This window comes from Abyssibacter sp. (assembly GCF_964229365.1).
GTDB lineage: Bacteria > Pseudomonadota > Gammaproteobacteria > Nevskiales > OUC007 > Abyssibacter.
Genome location: NZ_CAXRDQ010000050.1, coordinates 1 through 12,714, shown reverse-complemented (window position 1 = coordinate 12,714; position 12,714 = coordinate 1). Strand labels below are relative to the sequence as shown.

Genomic DNA, 12,714 nt, shown 5'->3' with positions numbered 1-12,714 from the left:
TCCAGCAGTTGGACCGTGCCCACGGTCCCTTGCCGGGCTGGTGGCCGGCGGAGTCGGGCTACGAGGTGCTGGTGGGGGCTTTGCTGATTCAGCAGAGTCGCTGGCAGCAAGTGGAGCGCTCACTGGTCCGTCTGCGCGCCGAGACCGGTTTGCAGCCTCATGCCATTGCGTCGGCACCCGAGGGCGCCCTCGCCGAGTGGATTCGCCCTTCCGGATTTAACCGTCAAAAGGCTGTGCGTTTGCGTGCGCTTAGCCACTGGTGGAGTCAATCCGGCGGCGAGGACGGTCTTGGCGATGTCGCGACTCCGCAATTGCGTGATGCGTTGCTCGCGCAGCCGGGGATCGGGCCGGAAACGGCCGATGCCATTTTGCTCTACGCCTTCGGCCGACCGGTCTTCGTGGTGGATGCTTATCTCAAGCGCCTGCTGGCGCGCACCGGCCTGGGTGCGGCGGCGACCGGCACGGACCTCGGGAGCCAGTGCCTGAAGGCCTGCGGAGAGACAGCCGCTTGTTCACGCAAGGCGCATGCGCAGGTCGTCGTGCACGCCCAGTCCTACTGCCGCAAGCAACCGGTGTGCTTACCGTGTCCGCTCGCCGGAGTTTGCGCCTACGCGGGGTCTTCGATGGCGGCGAGCCGATAACCCATCTTGGGCACGGTGTGCAGCAATGCCTTGTCGAACGGCCGGTCAATGGCATTGCGCAGGGTGTAGATATGCACGCGCAGCGCGTCTGAGTCCGGTGGGTCGTCGCCCCAGACCACCGATTCCAGCGCCGAGCGTGACACCACGTCAGGCGAGCGCTGCATGAGCAGCGTGAGGATGCGGATGTGGATCGGCGCCAGCTCGATGCGATGCGTGCCACGTTTGACCTCCAGCGTACCGAGGTCGAGCGTTAGATCCGCTATCTGTAATCGCTTTGAGGCCGGTGCCGCCGAGCGGCGGACCAGCGCCTTGACGCGCGCGTCCAGTTCAAGAATCGAAAACGGCTTGGCGAGGTAGTCATCGGCGCCGGCGGCGAAGCCCTCGATCTTGTTCTCGACCGCCCCGCGGGCAGTGAGCATCAGAACCGGTGTGTAGCGTTCGCTGCGTTCGCGCAAGGCGCGGCAAACTTCAAGGCCGTTCATGCCGGGGAGCATCAAATCAAGAATGATGATGTCGTACTCGTTCTCCAGCGCGAGCTTGAGCCCGAGTTCGCCGGTGCCGGCTGAGTCAAGAACGAATCCTTGCGGTTCGAGTTGTCCGTAGATGAAGGCGGTGATGTCCTCGTCATCATCCACGACCAGGATGCTTGTGGGTTTGTCCCCATTCATCCCCAAATCCTTTGGGCTGAGTTACTTACACGGATACGTTAACAGACCTTTCACCGCCTCGGGCAACGAAATTTTCCGGGCGGGGTGGAAGCCGATTTGCCGTATCGGAGGTTTCACGCGGTCGATGATCCCCGAACCAGCTGCAGCAAGCGTTCAGCGTTGCGCTCCGGCGTTTCGAGTTGACTGGGCGCGATCGCGGGGAATGCCAGCCGTCGCAGCGCCGTGAACATCGGCGGTGGCGAAAAGCTGAGCATCCGGATCGAGCTGGTGGCGTCCAGCTCCTGGGCCCAGGTGTCCTGCATTTTCCAAAGGGCGGCCTTCGACAGCCCGTAGGCGCCCCAGAATGCATTGGAGCGGCGTGCATCGGCATCGTCGATCCAGACGACTGCCGACTGCCGGGCGGCCAGCAGCCCGAGCAACGAGCGCGTCAGCAGCCACGGCGCCGTGACATTCACATGCATGATCGTCGCCATGTCCGTGGGCTTGAGCTCGTGCAGTGGCGTCAGTCCGGTGAACTGTGCCGCGCAGTGAACGAGCACGTCCAGCCGCCCGAATTGGGTAGTCAGCATGTGCGTGACCTGCTCGTAGTCATCGATGCTGGCGCCCGCCAAGTTCAACGGCAGGACTGCCGGTTCCACGCCTCCGTCGTCGGCGATGGCTTCGGCGGTGTCTTCGAGCCGGCGACGGCTGCGACCGGCGACGATGACGCGGGCGCCCTGGCGGGCAGCAGCCAGCGCCGTGGCGCGGCCCAGGCCGCTGCCGGCGCCGGTGATCAGCCAGACCGGTGGATCGTTGGGTGCGCTTGTGTTCACAGGGTGTTGATCAGGGCGAGCAGGTCACGGGGGCGGTCGGCGTGGTGATCGGCTTGCCATGCGGTGGGCGGCGCGACGTCGTCGGGGACATAACCCCAGCCAACCGACACGGTGGTCATTCCGGCGCGGCGGCCTGCCTCAATGTCCGACAGCGCGTCGCCGACATAGACGATGTCCGCGACGGGCAGGGCGAGCCGATCCGCGGCGAGCAGCAGCGGCGCAGGATGGGGCTTGCGCTCGCCGGCGGTATCGCCGCCAATCAGTAACGCGCAATCCTGCAGCACGGCGGCCTGGGGCAGCGCATCGAGAACCTGGCGGGCCAATACCTCCAGCTTGTTGGTGACGATGCCCCAGGTCAGTCCGCGTGCCTTGAGCGTCTCGGGTAGTGGTTCCAGGCCATCGAACAGGCGGGTGGCCGATGCGATGTCGCGGGCGTAGTGCTCGACCAGGCGCGTCGTTAGCGCCGTGTCGTCCGCAACCTCACCGAATGCCAGGCGCACGAGGCCTCGGGCGCCACGTGACACGTAGCGGCGCATCAGCTCCAGCGGGATGGCTTCGCGGTCTTCCTCCGCTAGCAGGGTGCTCAATGCTCGGTGCAGGTCCGGCGCGGTGTCGAGCAGCGTGCCGTCCAGGTCGAAGAGCCAGGCCTTCATGCGGCCGGGCACGTGCGCATGAAGTAGTTCACACCTACATCGGTCGGGTGCAGACGATAGACCTGCGTGATCGGGTTGTAGACCAGCCCGGTCATGTCTTGCACCGCCAGGCCTGCATCGCGGCTCCACGTGGCCAGTTCGGCGGGGCGGATCAGCTTTTCGTACTGGTGCGTGCCGCGAGGCAGCATGCGGAGCAGGTATTCGGCACCGACAATGGCCAATGCGAAGGCTTTGGGGTTGCGGTTAATCGTCGAGAACAACACCTCGCCATCGGGTTTCACCAGCGTCCGACAGGCGGCGACGATGGATGACGGCTCCGGTACATGCTCTAGCATTTCCAGGCAGGTCACGAGATCAAACCTCCCCGGCATAGCCTGCGCCAATGCTTCGGCGCTGGTCTCGCGGAAATCGATGTCCAGCCCGCCGTCTTCGGCATGCAGTTGGGCCGCTCCAAGCAGTTCGGAGGACAGGTCAATGGCCGTAACCTTGGCGCCGGCCCGGCACATGGCCTCCGCGACGATGCCGCCGCCACAGCCGATATCGGCGACACGCAAACCTTTGAGCGGTCGGGTGGCTTGGATGTAGTCCAGGCGCAGCGGGGTGATGGCGTGGAGCGGACCCATGGGGCCATCCGGAGCCCACCAGTCATGGGCGAGGGCATTGAAGCGGCCGAGTTCGGCCGGATCGGCGTTCTGATTCATGCGGGTTCCTGCATGCGCTGTGCCCAGTGGGCTGCGCGATCCATGATTTGCGGAGCATTGAGCGTTTTGGCTTCGCGGCGTTCGAGCAGGCGTTGACCCGCCACCCAGACATCCGAGACCTGTTCGCGGTCGCAGGCGTACACGAGTTGCGAGATCACGTTATGCACCGGCCAAGTGTTTGGTTGGCGCATCGAAACGGCGATCATATCGGCGGATTTTCCGGGTTGAAGACTGCCGATGACGGACTCCAGGTTCAACGCGCGTGCGCCGCCTAGCGTGGCCGCCTGCAAGGCTTGCCCGGCCGAGAAGGCGGTGGCGCGTTGTGTCGTCAGTTTGGCGAGCATCGCGGCCGTTCGCATCTCCCCGAACATGTCGAGATCGTTGTTGCTGGCCGCGCCATCGGTTCCCAGCGCGACATTCACGCCGTGATCCAGGAGGTCGTCAACACGGCACTGGCCGCTGGCGAGTTTCATGTTCGATTCCGCGCAGTGCACCACCGAAAGGCCGCGTGCGCCACAGAGTCTGATGTCGTCATCGGTCAGCGCGGTCATGTGGACAGCCATGAAGCCCGGTTTGAGCAGACCCAGGCCGTCCAGCCTCTGCAGCGGCCGCTGACCGGTCGTGCGCAGCGCTTCATCGACCTCGAAACGGGTTTCGTGGACATGCATCTGGACCGGCAGGTCCAGCTCGTCCGAGAGCGTGCGCACACGCTTGAGCGGCGCGTCAGAGACGGTATAGGGCGCATGCGGCGCAAAGATCGTGGTGACCAGGGGCATGTCGCGAGAGGCATCCCGCACGCTCAATCCTTTGGACAGATACTCGTCCGCATCCTTGGCCCAGGCGGTAGGGAAGTCGATCAGGATCATGCCCACCGCTGCGCGCATGCCCGCAGCATCGACGGCCTTGGCCACGGCATCGGGGAAGAAGTACATGTCGGCAAAGCAGGTCGTGCCGCCGCGCAGCATTTCCAACATTGCGAGTTGCGTGCCGTCGCGCACGAAGGCTTCCGACGCAAAGCGTCCCTCGGCGGGCCAAATGTGCTGTTCCAGCCATTCCTGCAACGGCAGGTCGTCGGCCATGCCACGCATCAGACTCATCGCCGCGTGCGTGTGGGCATTCACCAAGCCCGGTAGCAAGGCGTGGTCCGGCAGATCGATGTGCTCGACGGCCTGCACGCTATCCAGCGCCTCGGGCGGGATGATCGCCGTGATCCGGCCGTTGTCCATGGCCAGGCCATGGCCTTCCAGTACCGCCATCGGCTCGATCGGTAGTAGCCAGCGCGGCGTGAGCAAGGTATGCACTTCCAACTTGAAGAGTCCCGGTTGGCGTAGGCAGATGCTCCGCGAACTGAGACCATGTCCCAGAACGTGAAATCGGAGGTCGGTGATTGGCTGAAAGCATAACAAAGGGATGTCCGGATCCCGCGCGCTGGACGGGGCGCACCCTGCGCCTGCTTGACCAGCGTTGCTTGCCTGCGCGCGAGACCTATGTCGACTGCGAGCGCTGGGAGGATGTCGCTGACGCCATCGCCAACATGGTCGTGCGTGGCGCGCCGGCCATCGGTGTCGCGGCCGCTTTCGGACTAGCGCTGGCGGCCCGCTCCAACACCGGCCTGGCCGGCCTGGCGCTTGCAGGTGAGCGCCTGAAACTGGCTCGGCCGACGGCGGTGAACCTGGCCTGGGCGGTGGATCGTGTTCTGGCGCGCTGCGGCGATGAATCCAGCCTGTTCGACGATGTGCTGCAACAGGCCCTGTCGATCCAGGCCGAAGACTTGCGCGCGAACCACGCCATGGCCCGGCACGCGACGGAATGCCTGCAGGGCAATGTCAACGTCTACACCCACTGCAACACGGGCTCGCTGGCGACTGCCGGATTCGGCACCGCGCTGGGTGTGGTTCGACAGCTGCAGGCAGAGGGGCGCCTCGGAGATGTCTTCGTTGGCGAAACCCGACCTTGGTTGCAGGGCGCGCGCCTGACTGCGTGGGAGCTGGCGATGGACGGTATCCAGCCGACCTTGGTTGTCGATTCGGCAGCGGCGAGCATCATGCGCGCCGGTCGTATCGACGTGGTCATCACCGGCGCGGATCGCATCACTGCTGACGGTGATGTACTGAACAAGATCGGCACCTACGGGCTGGCGGTGCTGGCGCGCCATCACGGCTTGCGCATGATGGTGGTGGCCCCGATGTCGACCGTGGACATGAACGCTACGAGCGCATCCGAGATCGAAATCGAGGAGCGGCCGTCCGATGAGATCACCACGTGGGCAGGGCAGCGGCATGCACCGCAAGACATTCGGGTATTCAATCCGGTGTTCGATGCGACGCCCTACGCGCTGATCGACTGGATCGTGACGGAGCAGGGCGTGTTCCAGCCCGCGATGATCTAGACGTTCGCACACCGCCGCGAATCCCGCTCTGGTAAACTCTCGCGCCCTCGCGAAAGTGGCGGAATTGGTAGACGCGCTGGATTTAGGTTCCAGTGGGGAAACCCGTGGGAGTTCGAGTCTCCCCTTTCGCACCAGATTTCACATCCCGGTCCACGACCGTGGCCGGTCCACAGAAGTAGATAGCAAGCATGGACGTATCCGTAGAGCAATCCGAAGGCCTCCGTCGGCGCCTGAGCGTCGAGATTCCGGCAGACCAGCTGGAGCAGGCATTCACCACCCGTATTCGCCAGTTGGGCCAGCGCGCCAAAGTGCCGGGTTTTCGTCCGGGCAAGGTGCCGATGAAAGTCTTGCAGCAGCGCTACGGCGACGCCGCGAGGGCCGAAGCCGTCGAGGAATTGCTCCGGGCAACCTATCCGCAGGCGATCGAAAAGTCGGAACTCAAGCCGGCTGGTTTCCCGACGTTCGATATCCAGGCTGAGGCCGTGGGCGAACCGCTGAAGTACACGGCGAGCTTCGAGGTGTTTCCCGAGATCAGCCTGGCTGGCCTGGATGCGATCACCGTGGAGCGTCCGACCGTCGAGATCGGTGACGCTGACGTCGAACGCACGCTGGACACGATCCGCCAGCAGCACCGCGTCTGGAAGCCCGTCGAACGCGCTGCCGAGAGCGGTGACAAGATCAAGCTGGATTTCCTTGGCAAGCTGGACGGCGAACCTTTCGAGGGCGGGAAGGCCGAGGACCAGGAGGTCGAGCTAGGCGCCGGCCGGTTCATCCCGAGCATGGAGACCGCGCTGATCGGTCTGACGGCCGGTACCGAAACCACGATCGACGTCGAATTCCCCGAGGACTACCAGGCGGAGAATCTGAAGGGCAAACAGGCTCAGTTTGATGTGAAGATTCACAGTGTCGAGGCGGGCGAAGATCCCTCGCTCGATGACGCCGAGCTGCTCAAGACGCTGGGCGTCGAGGAATCGGCTGGCGAAGCAGGCCTGCGCGACAAGATCCGCGAACAATTGGGCCGCGAGCGTGACAAGGCGGCCACAACGCAGGTCAAGGAACAGGTCATGGATGGCTTGCTGGCCGCCAATCCGATCGACGTGCCCCAGGCAATGGTCGATGAAGAGATTCAGCGGATGCGGCAGGAAGCGGTTCAGCGTTTTGGCAACATGCCGAACAATGACCCTGACGCAATGGCTCGGATGCTGCCGGACGACTTGTTCAAGGACAATGCGGCCAAGCGCGTGGCGCTGTCCCTGCTGATTTCCGAAGTGATTAAAGAGAAGTCAGTCAAGGTCGAAGAGGAACATGTGGAGGCGGTGATCGCTCGCTACGCGTCTGAGCTCGCGGACAGTGATCAGGCGATGCAGTACTATCGATCACAGCCGCAGATCATGCAGCAGTTCCAGGCGCTGGCGATGGAAGAGCGGGTGGTTGACACGCTGCTGCAAGATGCGAAGGTCACCGACAAAGTCGTGAGCTTCGACGATCTGATGAACCCGAATACTGAGGCCGCTGAATGAATGAACGCGCGCTGAATCTGGTCCCGATGGTCATCGAGCAAACCCCTCGCGGGGAGCGCTCGTTCGATATCTACTCACGCCTGCTGAAAGAGCGGGTCGTGTTCGTCGTGGGCCCGATCGACGATCACATGGCCAATCTGATCGTCGCGCAGTTGCTGTTCCTGGAGTCCGAAAATCCGGACAAGGACATCAATCTCTACATCAACTCGCCCGGCGGGTCGGTGAGCGCCGGACTGTCGATCTACGACACCATGGAGTTCATCAAGCCCGATGTGGCGACGATGTGCATCGGGCAGGCCGCGAGTATGGGTGCGGTGTTGCTGGCAGGTGGCGCCAAGGGCAAACGTTTCGCGTTGCCTCACTCGCGCGTGATGATTCATCAGCCACTGGGTGGGTTCCAGGGGCAGGCGACGGATATTGAGATCCACGCCAAGGAAATTCTGTTCATCCGCCAGCGCCTGAACGAGATTCTTGCGCAGCACACCGGGCAGGATCTCGACAAGATTTCGAAGGATACGGACCGCGATTTCTTCCTCTCGGGAGAAGGCGCGAAAGATTATGGTCTGATTGATGAGGTCCTGGATCGTCGGCCTGGCGCGGAGACTGGACAGTCCTGAGCGCATCCGTCGGGTCCGGATCTTGCTTGATATTCTGCAGCCGGGTGTGGCGGTGTCACACTTTGGTTGACGAGACGAAACGACGAAACGCTGATGGCAAACGAATCTAAAAACGGGAATGGCCGCGTGCTGTACTGCTCCTTCTGCGGAAAGAGCGAGCACGAGGTGCGCAAACTGATTGCCGGACCCTCCGTGTTCATCTGCGATGAATGCGTCGAGCTCTGCAATGACATCATCCGCGAGGAACTGCAGGCCAAGCCGGTCAACCAGGGCTTGCCCAAGCCGCAGGAAATCAAATCGGTTCTGGACGAGTACGTGATCGGCCAGGAAGGCGCGAAGAAGGTCCTCGCGGTTGCTGTCTACAACCACTACAAGCGTCTCGGCGCGAAAGGTGTGGATGACGGCGTCGAATTGCAGAAGTCCAACATCCTGCTGATCGGACCCACCGGTTCTGGCAAGACACTGCTCGCGGAAACGCTTGCCCGGTTGCTCGATGTGCCGTTCGCGATCGCTGATGCGACCACGCTGACCGAGGCGGGTTATGTCGGCGAGGACGTCGAAAACATCATCCAGAAGCTGCTGCAGAAGTGCGACTACGAGGTCGAAAAGGCGCAGCGCGGCATCGTATACATCGATGAGATCGACAAAATTTCGCGCAAGAGCGAGAACCCGTCGATCACGCGTGATGTGTCTGGCGAAGGCGTGCAGCAGGCACTGCTCAAGCTGATCGAAGGCACGATGGCGTCGGTACCGCCGCAAGGTGGCCGCAAGCATCCGCAGCAGGAGTTTCTACAGGTCGACACCTCCGGCATCCTCTTTGTCTGCGGCGGCGCTTTCGCCGGCCTGGACAAGGTCATCCGCGATCGTTCGGAAAAATCCGGCATCGGGTTCGGTGCTGACGTCAAGAGCCGCGATGACAATCGCGATCTGGGCGAGGTGCTGGCCAATGTCGAACCCGAAGATTTGGTGCGGTACGGCCTGATTCCCGAGTTCGTCGGCCGTCTTCCGGTGGTGGCTACGCTGGAAGAGCTGGACGAGGACGCGCTGATCTCCATCCTGCGCGAGCCGAAGAATGCGTTGACCAAGCAGTACGCCAAGCTCTTCGACATGGAGAATTGCGAACTCGAGTTCCGTGACGAAGCCCTGCGAGCTGTCGCCGCTAAGGCGAAGGAACGCAAGACGGGTGCTCGCGGATTGCGCACGATTCTCGAACGCATTTTGCTGGACGTCATGTACGACCTGCCGTCGATGGAGAACGCCGTGAAGGTGGTTGTCGACGATGCCGTCGTGCGCGGCGATGCCCGGCCTTACATCGTCTATGAAAATCCGAAGGAATCGCTTCCAGAGGCGTCAAACGTCAAGTCGTCCGCCTGACACCGACGCCGACATGTCGATTGGCGCTTGAATCTGCGCTGGTCGGTTCCATTTAGTGGGCAGTCGATCAACAGGCGCACGCATGTCAGAAGAACAGCAAGTCCCCGTCCTGCCATTACGCGATGTGGTGGTGTACCCCCACATGGCGATTCCCCTGTTCGTGGGGCGGGACAAGTCGGTGAACGCCCTGAACGCGGCGATGGCCGATGACAAGAAGATCTTGCTGGTTGCGCAGCGAGAGGCCGAGACCGATGACCCGGGACTGGACGATGTCTACGAGGTCGGAACGTTGGCCAGCATCCTCCAGCTGCTGAAGCTCCCGGACGGCACCCGAAAGGTGTTGGTCGAAGGCACGGAGCGCGCGCGGGTCACGAACTTCACCGAGCAGGACGGCGGCTACCTCGTCGCCGAGTACGCCCCATTCGACGAACGCGATGACGATGAGACGCGCGAGATGGATGCTCTGGTGCGGTCGACGCTGGGTCTGTTCGAGCAGTACGTAAAGCTCAACAAGAAAACACCGGCTGAATTGCTGCCGTCCCTCACCAGCATGGATGATGCCGGCCGCCTCGCGGATACCATCGCCGCGCATCTGAGCCTGCGGCTTGAAGACAAGCAGACCATCCTCGAAGCCGATAGCCCGCGCGCTCGGCTTGAGCACATCGTCGCTCTCATTGAGGGCGAGATCGACATCCTCCAGATCGAAAAGCGCATCCGTGGCCGCGTCAAGCAGCAGATGGAAAAGTCTCAGCGCGAGTACTACCTGAATGAGCAGATGAAGGCCATTCAGAAGGAACTCGGCGAGATGGAAGACGCGCCCAACGAGATGGAGGAGATCGAGAACAAGATCGAAAAGGCCGGCATGCCAAAGTCGGTCAAGGCCAAGGCCACGGCCGAGTTCAACAAGCTGAAGATGATGTCGCCGATGTCTGCCGAGGCCACAGTGGTCCGCAATTATCTCGACGCCATCACCGGCGTGCCGTGGAAGAAGCGGACCAAGACACGTATCGACGTCGAACGGGCGCAAGATCAGCTCGACGAGGACCACTACGGTCTGGAGTCGGTCAAGGAACGGATCCTCGAGTACCTCGCGGTTCAGAGCCGGGTGCGCAAGCTGCGCGGGCCGATTCTGTGTCTGGTCGGCCCGCCTGGCGTGGGCAAGACCTCCTTGGGGCAGTCCATTGCGCGGGCGGTCAATCGCAAGTTCGTCCGCATGAGCCTGGGCGGCGTGCGCGACGAAGCGGAGATCCGTGGGCATCGCCGGACCTACATCGGCTCCATGCCGGGCAAGATTGTTCAGAATCTGACCAAGGTCGGCGTGCGCAATCCGCTGTTCCTGCTCGACGAAATCGACAAGATGGCGATGGATTTTCGCGGTGATCCGGCATCGGCCTTACTGGAAGTGCTTGATCCCGAGCAGAACAACACGTTCAACGACCATTATCTGGAAGTGGATTTCGACCTGTCGGATGTGATGTTCGTCGCCACCGCCAACACCCTGAACATTCCAGGGCCATTGCTAGATCGCATGGAAGTGATCCGCTTGCCGGGTTACACCGAGGATGAAAAGGTCAATATCGCGCAGCGGTACCTGTTGCCGAAGGCGATCAAGGACAATGGCCTGAACGCCGACGAGCTATCGGTCTCTGAAGGCGCGGTGCGTGATGCCGTGCGTCTGTACACGCGCGAAGCCGGCGTCCGTAATCTGGAGCGGCTGATGAGCAAGATCGCGCGCAAGGTCGTCAAACAACTCGTTGAAGACCCTAAGCGTGGGCCGCTCCATGTCACGGTTCGCAACCTGAACAACTATCTCGGCGTTCCGCAGTTCCGTTTCGGCCAGGCCGAGGAAGAGAACCGGATCGGGCAGGTGACCGGGCTGGCCTGGACCGAGGTCGGCGGCGAGTTGCTAACGGTCGAAACGGCCGTCGTCCCGGGCAAGGGGCGGTTGACGCATACCGGTAGTCTGGGTGACGTCATGAAGGAGTCCGTGCAAGCGGCGCTCACCGTGGTGCGCAGTCGCGCGGCTGCGTTGGGGGTTGCGCCGGACTTTCAGCACGAGATGGATATTCACGTTCACGTGCCGGAAGGGGCCACACCAAAAGATGGGCCGTCGGCCGGTATCGCGATGGCGACTGCGCTGGTGTCTGCGCTAACCAAGATTCCGGTGCGCGCGGAAGTGGCGATGACCGGTGAGATTACGCTGCGTGGCGAAGTGCTGCCGATTGGCGGCTTGAAGGAGAAACTGCTGGCCGCGCACCGTGGTGGAATCAAGACAGTAATGATTCCGCACGAGAACACCAAAGACCTCGCGGAGATTCCCGCGAACATCAAGAACAAGCTCAATATCGAGCCTGTTCGCTGGATTGACGATGTTCTGAAGCTGGCGCTTGAGCATTTGCCGGAGCCGGCCGAGTCGGAGCACCCGCCATCGGCGGCAACGGAAGGCGGCAAGGAGCCGGTTCGAGCCCATTGATCGATCAGTTGCCAAAAAACCGCGTCATTTCGCGGTTTTTCGGTTGACGCTCTTCTCGGCACGCTGCTATAAAACGCACAAGCCCGAGGCTTGGGCGAACGAAGTTTCAAGGGATGGAGAACACACGCCGGTCAGGGATGCCGACCGAACATTCGCAGCGCGGCCGCTGCGTCGGTGGGGCTTTCTAATCACAAGACCCTTGGAATGCACAGTGAGTGCGATGCACGGATGCGCATCCACCGTATACACACGTAATTGAGGGGATCCTCGTACTATGAATAAGACTGAACTCGTCCAGCTGGTCGCCGAATCCGCTGACCTTTCGAAGGCTGATGCCACCAGCGCCGTCGACGCAGTATTTGATGGCATCACCGCTTCCTTGAAGAAGGGTGACAAGGTTTCGCTCGTGGGTTTCGGTACCTTTGCTGTTCGCGACCGCGCCGCCCGTACTGGCCGCAACCCGAAGACTGGCGAGACCATCGAAATCGCTGCAGGCAAGACGCCTGGATTTAAGGCTGGTAAGGCGCTCAAAGACGCGATAAAATAACTCGCGTCGGGCAGGTGCCCAACGAAAACCCAGGCGGTTCACCGTCTGGGTTTTCATTTCCGGGTGCTTAGCTCAGCTGGTAGAGCGTCGCCCTTACAAGGCGAATGTCGGCGGTTCGATCCCGTCAGCACCCACCAGTCAAACGAGAACAGTTTCAGTTTCGCGGAGCGGTAGTTCCGTTGGTTAGAATACCGGCCTGTCACGCCGGGGGTCGCGGGTTCGAGTCCCGTCCGCTCCGCCATTTTCTCCCTGTCCGTACCGATCACATGGGTAACGGATTATTCCGGAGACATCGGTAACACCTTAGCATCGAAGGGGT

General features: G+C 62.1%; 12 protein-coding genes and 3 tRNA genes. 10 read left to right on the top strand and 5 right to left on the bottom strand.

What is annotated here, in order from left to right; genetic code table 11:
* Window positions 1-8 precede the first annotated feature (8 nt).
* On the top strand, window positions 9-641 hold the full coding sequence (locus ACE1EY_RS08265) for a hypothetical protein (protein WP_291512464.1): 633 nt from the start codon (window positions 9-11) through the stop codon (window positions 639-641).
* On the opposite strand, the gene ACE1EY_RS08260 is transcribed toward ACE1EY_RS08265, so the two are convergent.
* The 5 genes from ACE1EY_RS08260 to ACE1EY_RS08240 form a co-directional block, all read right to left on the bottom strand.
* Window positions 608-1,309 (bottom strand): response regulator transcription factor, encoded by a 702-nt coding sequence (locus ACE1EY_RS08260; protein WP_291512463.1) that lies wholly within the window; start codon window positions 1,307-1,309, stop codon window positions 608-610. The two genes, ACE1EY_RS08265 and ACE1EY_RS08260, sit on opposite strands and share 34 nt — an antisense overlap.
* Window positions 1,310-1,422: 113 nt before the next feature.
* Window positions 1,423-2,121: an SDR family NAD(P)-dependent oxidoreductase gene (locus ACE1EY_RS08255; protein WP_291512462.1), complete on the bottom strand. Its 699-nt coding sequence runs from the start codon at window positions 2,119-2,121 to the stop codon at window positions 1,423-1,425.
* Window positions 2,118-2,774, bottom strand: a complete 657-nt coding sequence (locus tag ACE1EY_RS08250) for an HAD family hydrolase (protein ID WP_370299931.1) — start codon at window positions 2,772-2,774, stop codon at window positions 2,118-2,120. The genes ACE1EY_RS08255 and ACE1EY_RS08250 overlap by 4 nt, the downstream gene beginning before the upstream one ends.
* The gene (gene ubiG / locus ACE1EY_RS08245; protein ID WP_291512460.1) at window positions 2,771-3,475 is read right to left on the bottom strand and encodes a bifunctional 2-polyprenyl-6-hydroxyphenol methylase/3-demethylubiquinol 3-O-methyltransferase UbiG; all 705 of its coding nucleotides are present in this window, start codon (window positions 3,473-3,475) and stop codon (window positions 2,771-2,773) included. Before ubiG ends, ACE1EY_RS08250 begins: the two co-directional genes overlap by 4 nt.
* Window positions 3,472-4,776 (bottom strand): TRZ/ATZ family hydrolase, encoded by a 1,305-nt coding sequence (locus ACE1EY_RS08240; RefSeq protein WP_291512498.1) that lies wholly within the window; start codon window positions 4,774-4,776, stop codon window positions 3,472-3,474. The genes ubiG and ACE1EY_RS08240 overlap by 4 nt, the downstream gene beginning before the upstream one ends.
* Before the next feature lie 86 nt (window positions 4,777-4,862).
* Between ACE1EY_RS08240 and mtnA the strand changes: the two genes are divergently transcribed.
* The 9 genes from mtnA (at window position 4,863) to ACE1EY_RS08195 (ending at window position 12,636) form a co-directional block, all read left to right on the top strand.
* Window positions 4,863-5,864: an S-methyl-5-thioribose-1-phosphate isomerase gene (mtnA, locus tag ACE1EY_RS08235; protein WP_291512459.1), complete on the top strand. Its 1,002-nt coding sequence runs from the start codon at window positions 4,863-4,865 to the stop codon at window positions 5,862-5,864.
* 49 nt (window positions 5,865-5,913) lie between these two features.
* Window positions 5,914-5,998, top strand: a tRNA-Leu gene (locus tag ACE1EY_RS08230).
* Between the two features lie 54 nt (window positions 5,999-6,052).
* Window positions 6,053-7,384 carry a trigger factor gene (tig, locus tag ACE1EY_RS08225; protein ID WP_291512458.1) on the top strand — a complete coding sequence of 444 codons (1,332 nt, stop codon included), beginning with the start codon at window positions 6,053-6,055 and terminating at the stop codon, window positions 7,382-7,384.
* Window positions 7,381-8,001 (top strand): ATP-dependent Clp endopeptidase proteolytic subunit ClpP, encoded by a 621-nt coding sequence (gene clpP / locus ACE1EY_RS08220; protein WP_370299930.1) that lies wholly within the window; start codon window positions 7,381-7,383, stop codon window positions 7,999-8,001. Before tig ends, clpP begins: the two co-directional genes overlap by 4 nt.
* Window positions 8,002-8,094: 93 nt before the next feature.
* Window positions 8,095-9,375 (top strand): ATP-dependent protease ATP-binding subunit ClpX, encoded by a 1,281-nt coding sequence (clpX, locus tag ACE1EY_RS08215; protein WP_370299929.1) that lies wholly within the window; start codon window positions 8,095-8,097, stop codon window positions 9,373-9,375.
* Window positions 9,376-9,457: 82 nt separating this feature from the next.
* Window positions 9,458-11,848 carry an endopeptidase La gene (lon, locus tag ACE1EY_RS08210; RefSeq protein ID WP_370299928.1) on the top strand — a complete coding sequence of 797 codons (2,391 nt, stop codon included), beginning with the start codon at window positions 9,458-9,460 and terminating at the stop codon, window positions 11,846-11,848.
* A 274-nt stretch (window positions 11,849-12,122) separates the two neighbouring features.
* Window positions 12,123-12,395 (top strand): HU family DNA-binding protein, encoded by a 273-nt coding sequence (locus ACE1EY_RS08205; RefSeq protein ID WP_291513774.1) that lies wholly within the window; start codon window positions 12,123-12,125, stop codon window positions 12,393-12,395.
* A 61-nt stretch (window positions 12,396-12,456) separates the two neighbouring features.
* Window positions 12,457-12,532 (top strand) — tRNA-Val (locus ACE1EY_RS08200).
* A gap of 27 nt (window positions 12,533-12,559) precedes the next feature.
* Window positions 12,560-12,636, top strand: a tRNA-Asp gene (locus tag ACE1EY_RS08195).
* Window positions 12,637-12,714: the final 78 nt, after the last annotated feature.

What these genes read in the sequence shown, in the direction of transcription:
- ACE1EY_RS08260 (WP_291512463.1), bottom strand. Translation starts at nt 1,309, where the DNA reads ATGAATGGGGACAAACCCACAAGCATCCTGGTCGTGGATGATGACGAG.
- ACE1EY_RS08250 (WP_370299931.1), bottom strand. Translation starts at nt 2,774, where the DNA reads ATGAAGGCCTGGCTCTTCGACCTGGACGGCACGCTGCTCGACACCGCG.
- ubiG (WP_291512460.1), bottom strand. Translation starts at nt 3,475, where the DNA reads ATGAATCAGAACGCCGATCCGGCCGAACTCGGCCGCTTCAATGCCCTC.
- tig (WP_291512458.1), top strand. Translation starts at nt 6,053, where the DNA reads ATGGACGTATCCGTAGAGCAATCCGAAGGCCTCCGTCGGCGCCTGAGC.
- clpP (WP_370299930.1), top strand. Translation starts at nt 7,381, where the DNA reads ATGAATGAACGCGCGCTGAATCTGGTCCCGATGGTCATCGAGCAAACC.
- clpX (WP_370299929.1), top strand. Translation starts at nt 8,095, where the DNA reads ATGGCAAACGAATCTAAAAACGGGAATGGCCGCGTGCTGTACTGCTCC.
- lon (WP_370299928.1), top strand. Translation starts at nt 9,458, where the DNA reads ATGTCAGAAGAACAGCAAGTCCCCGTCCTGCCATTACGCGATGTGGTG.
- ACE1EY_RS08205 (WP_291513774.1), top strand. Translation starts at nt 12,123, where the DNA reads ATGAATAAGACTGAACTCGTCCAGCTGGTCGCCGAATCCGCTGACCTT.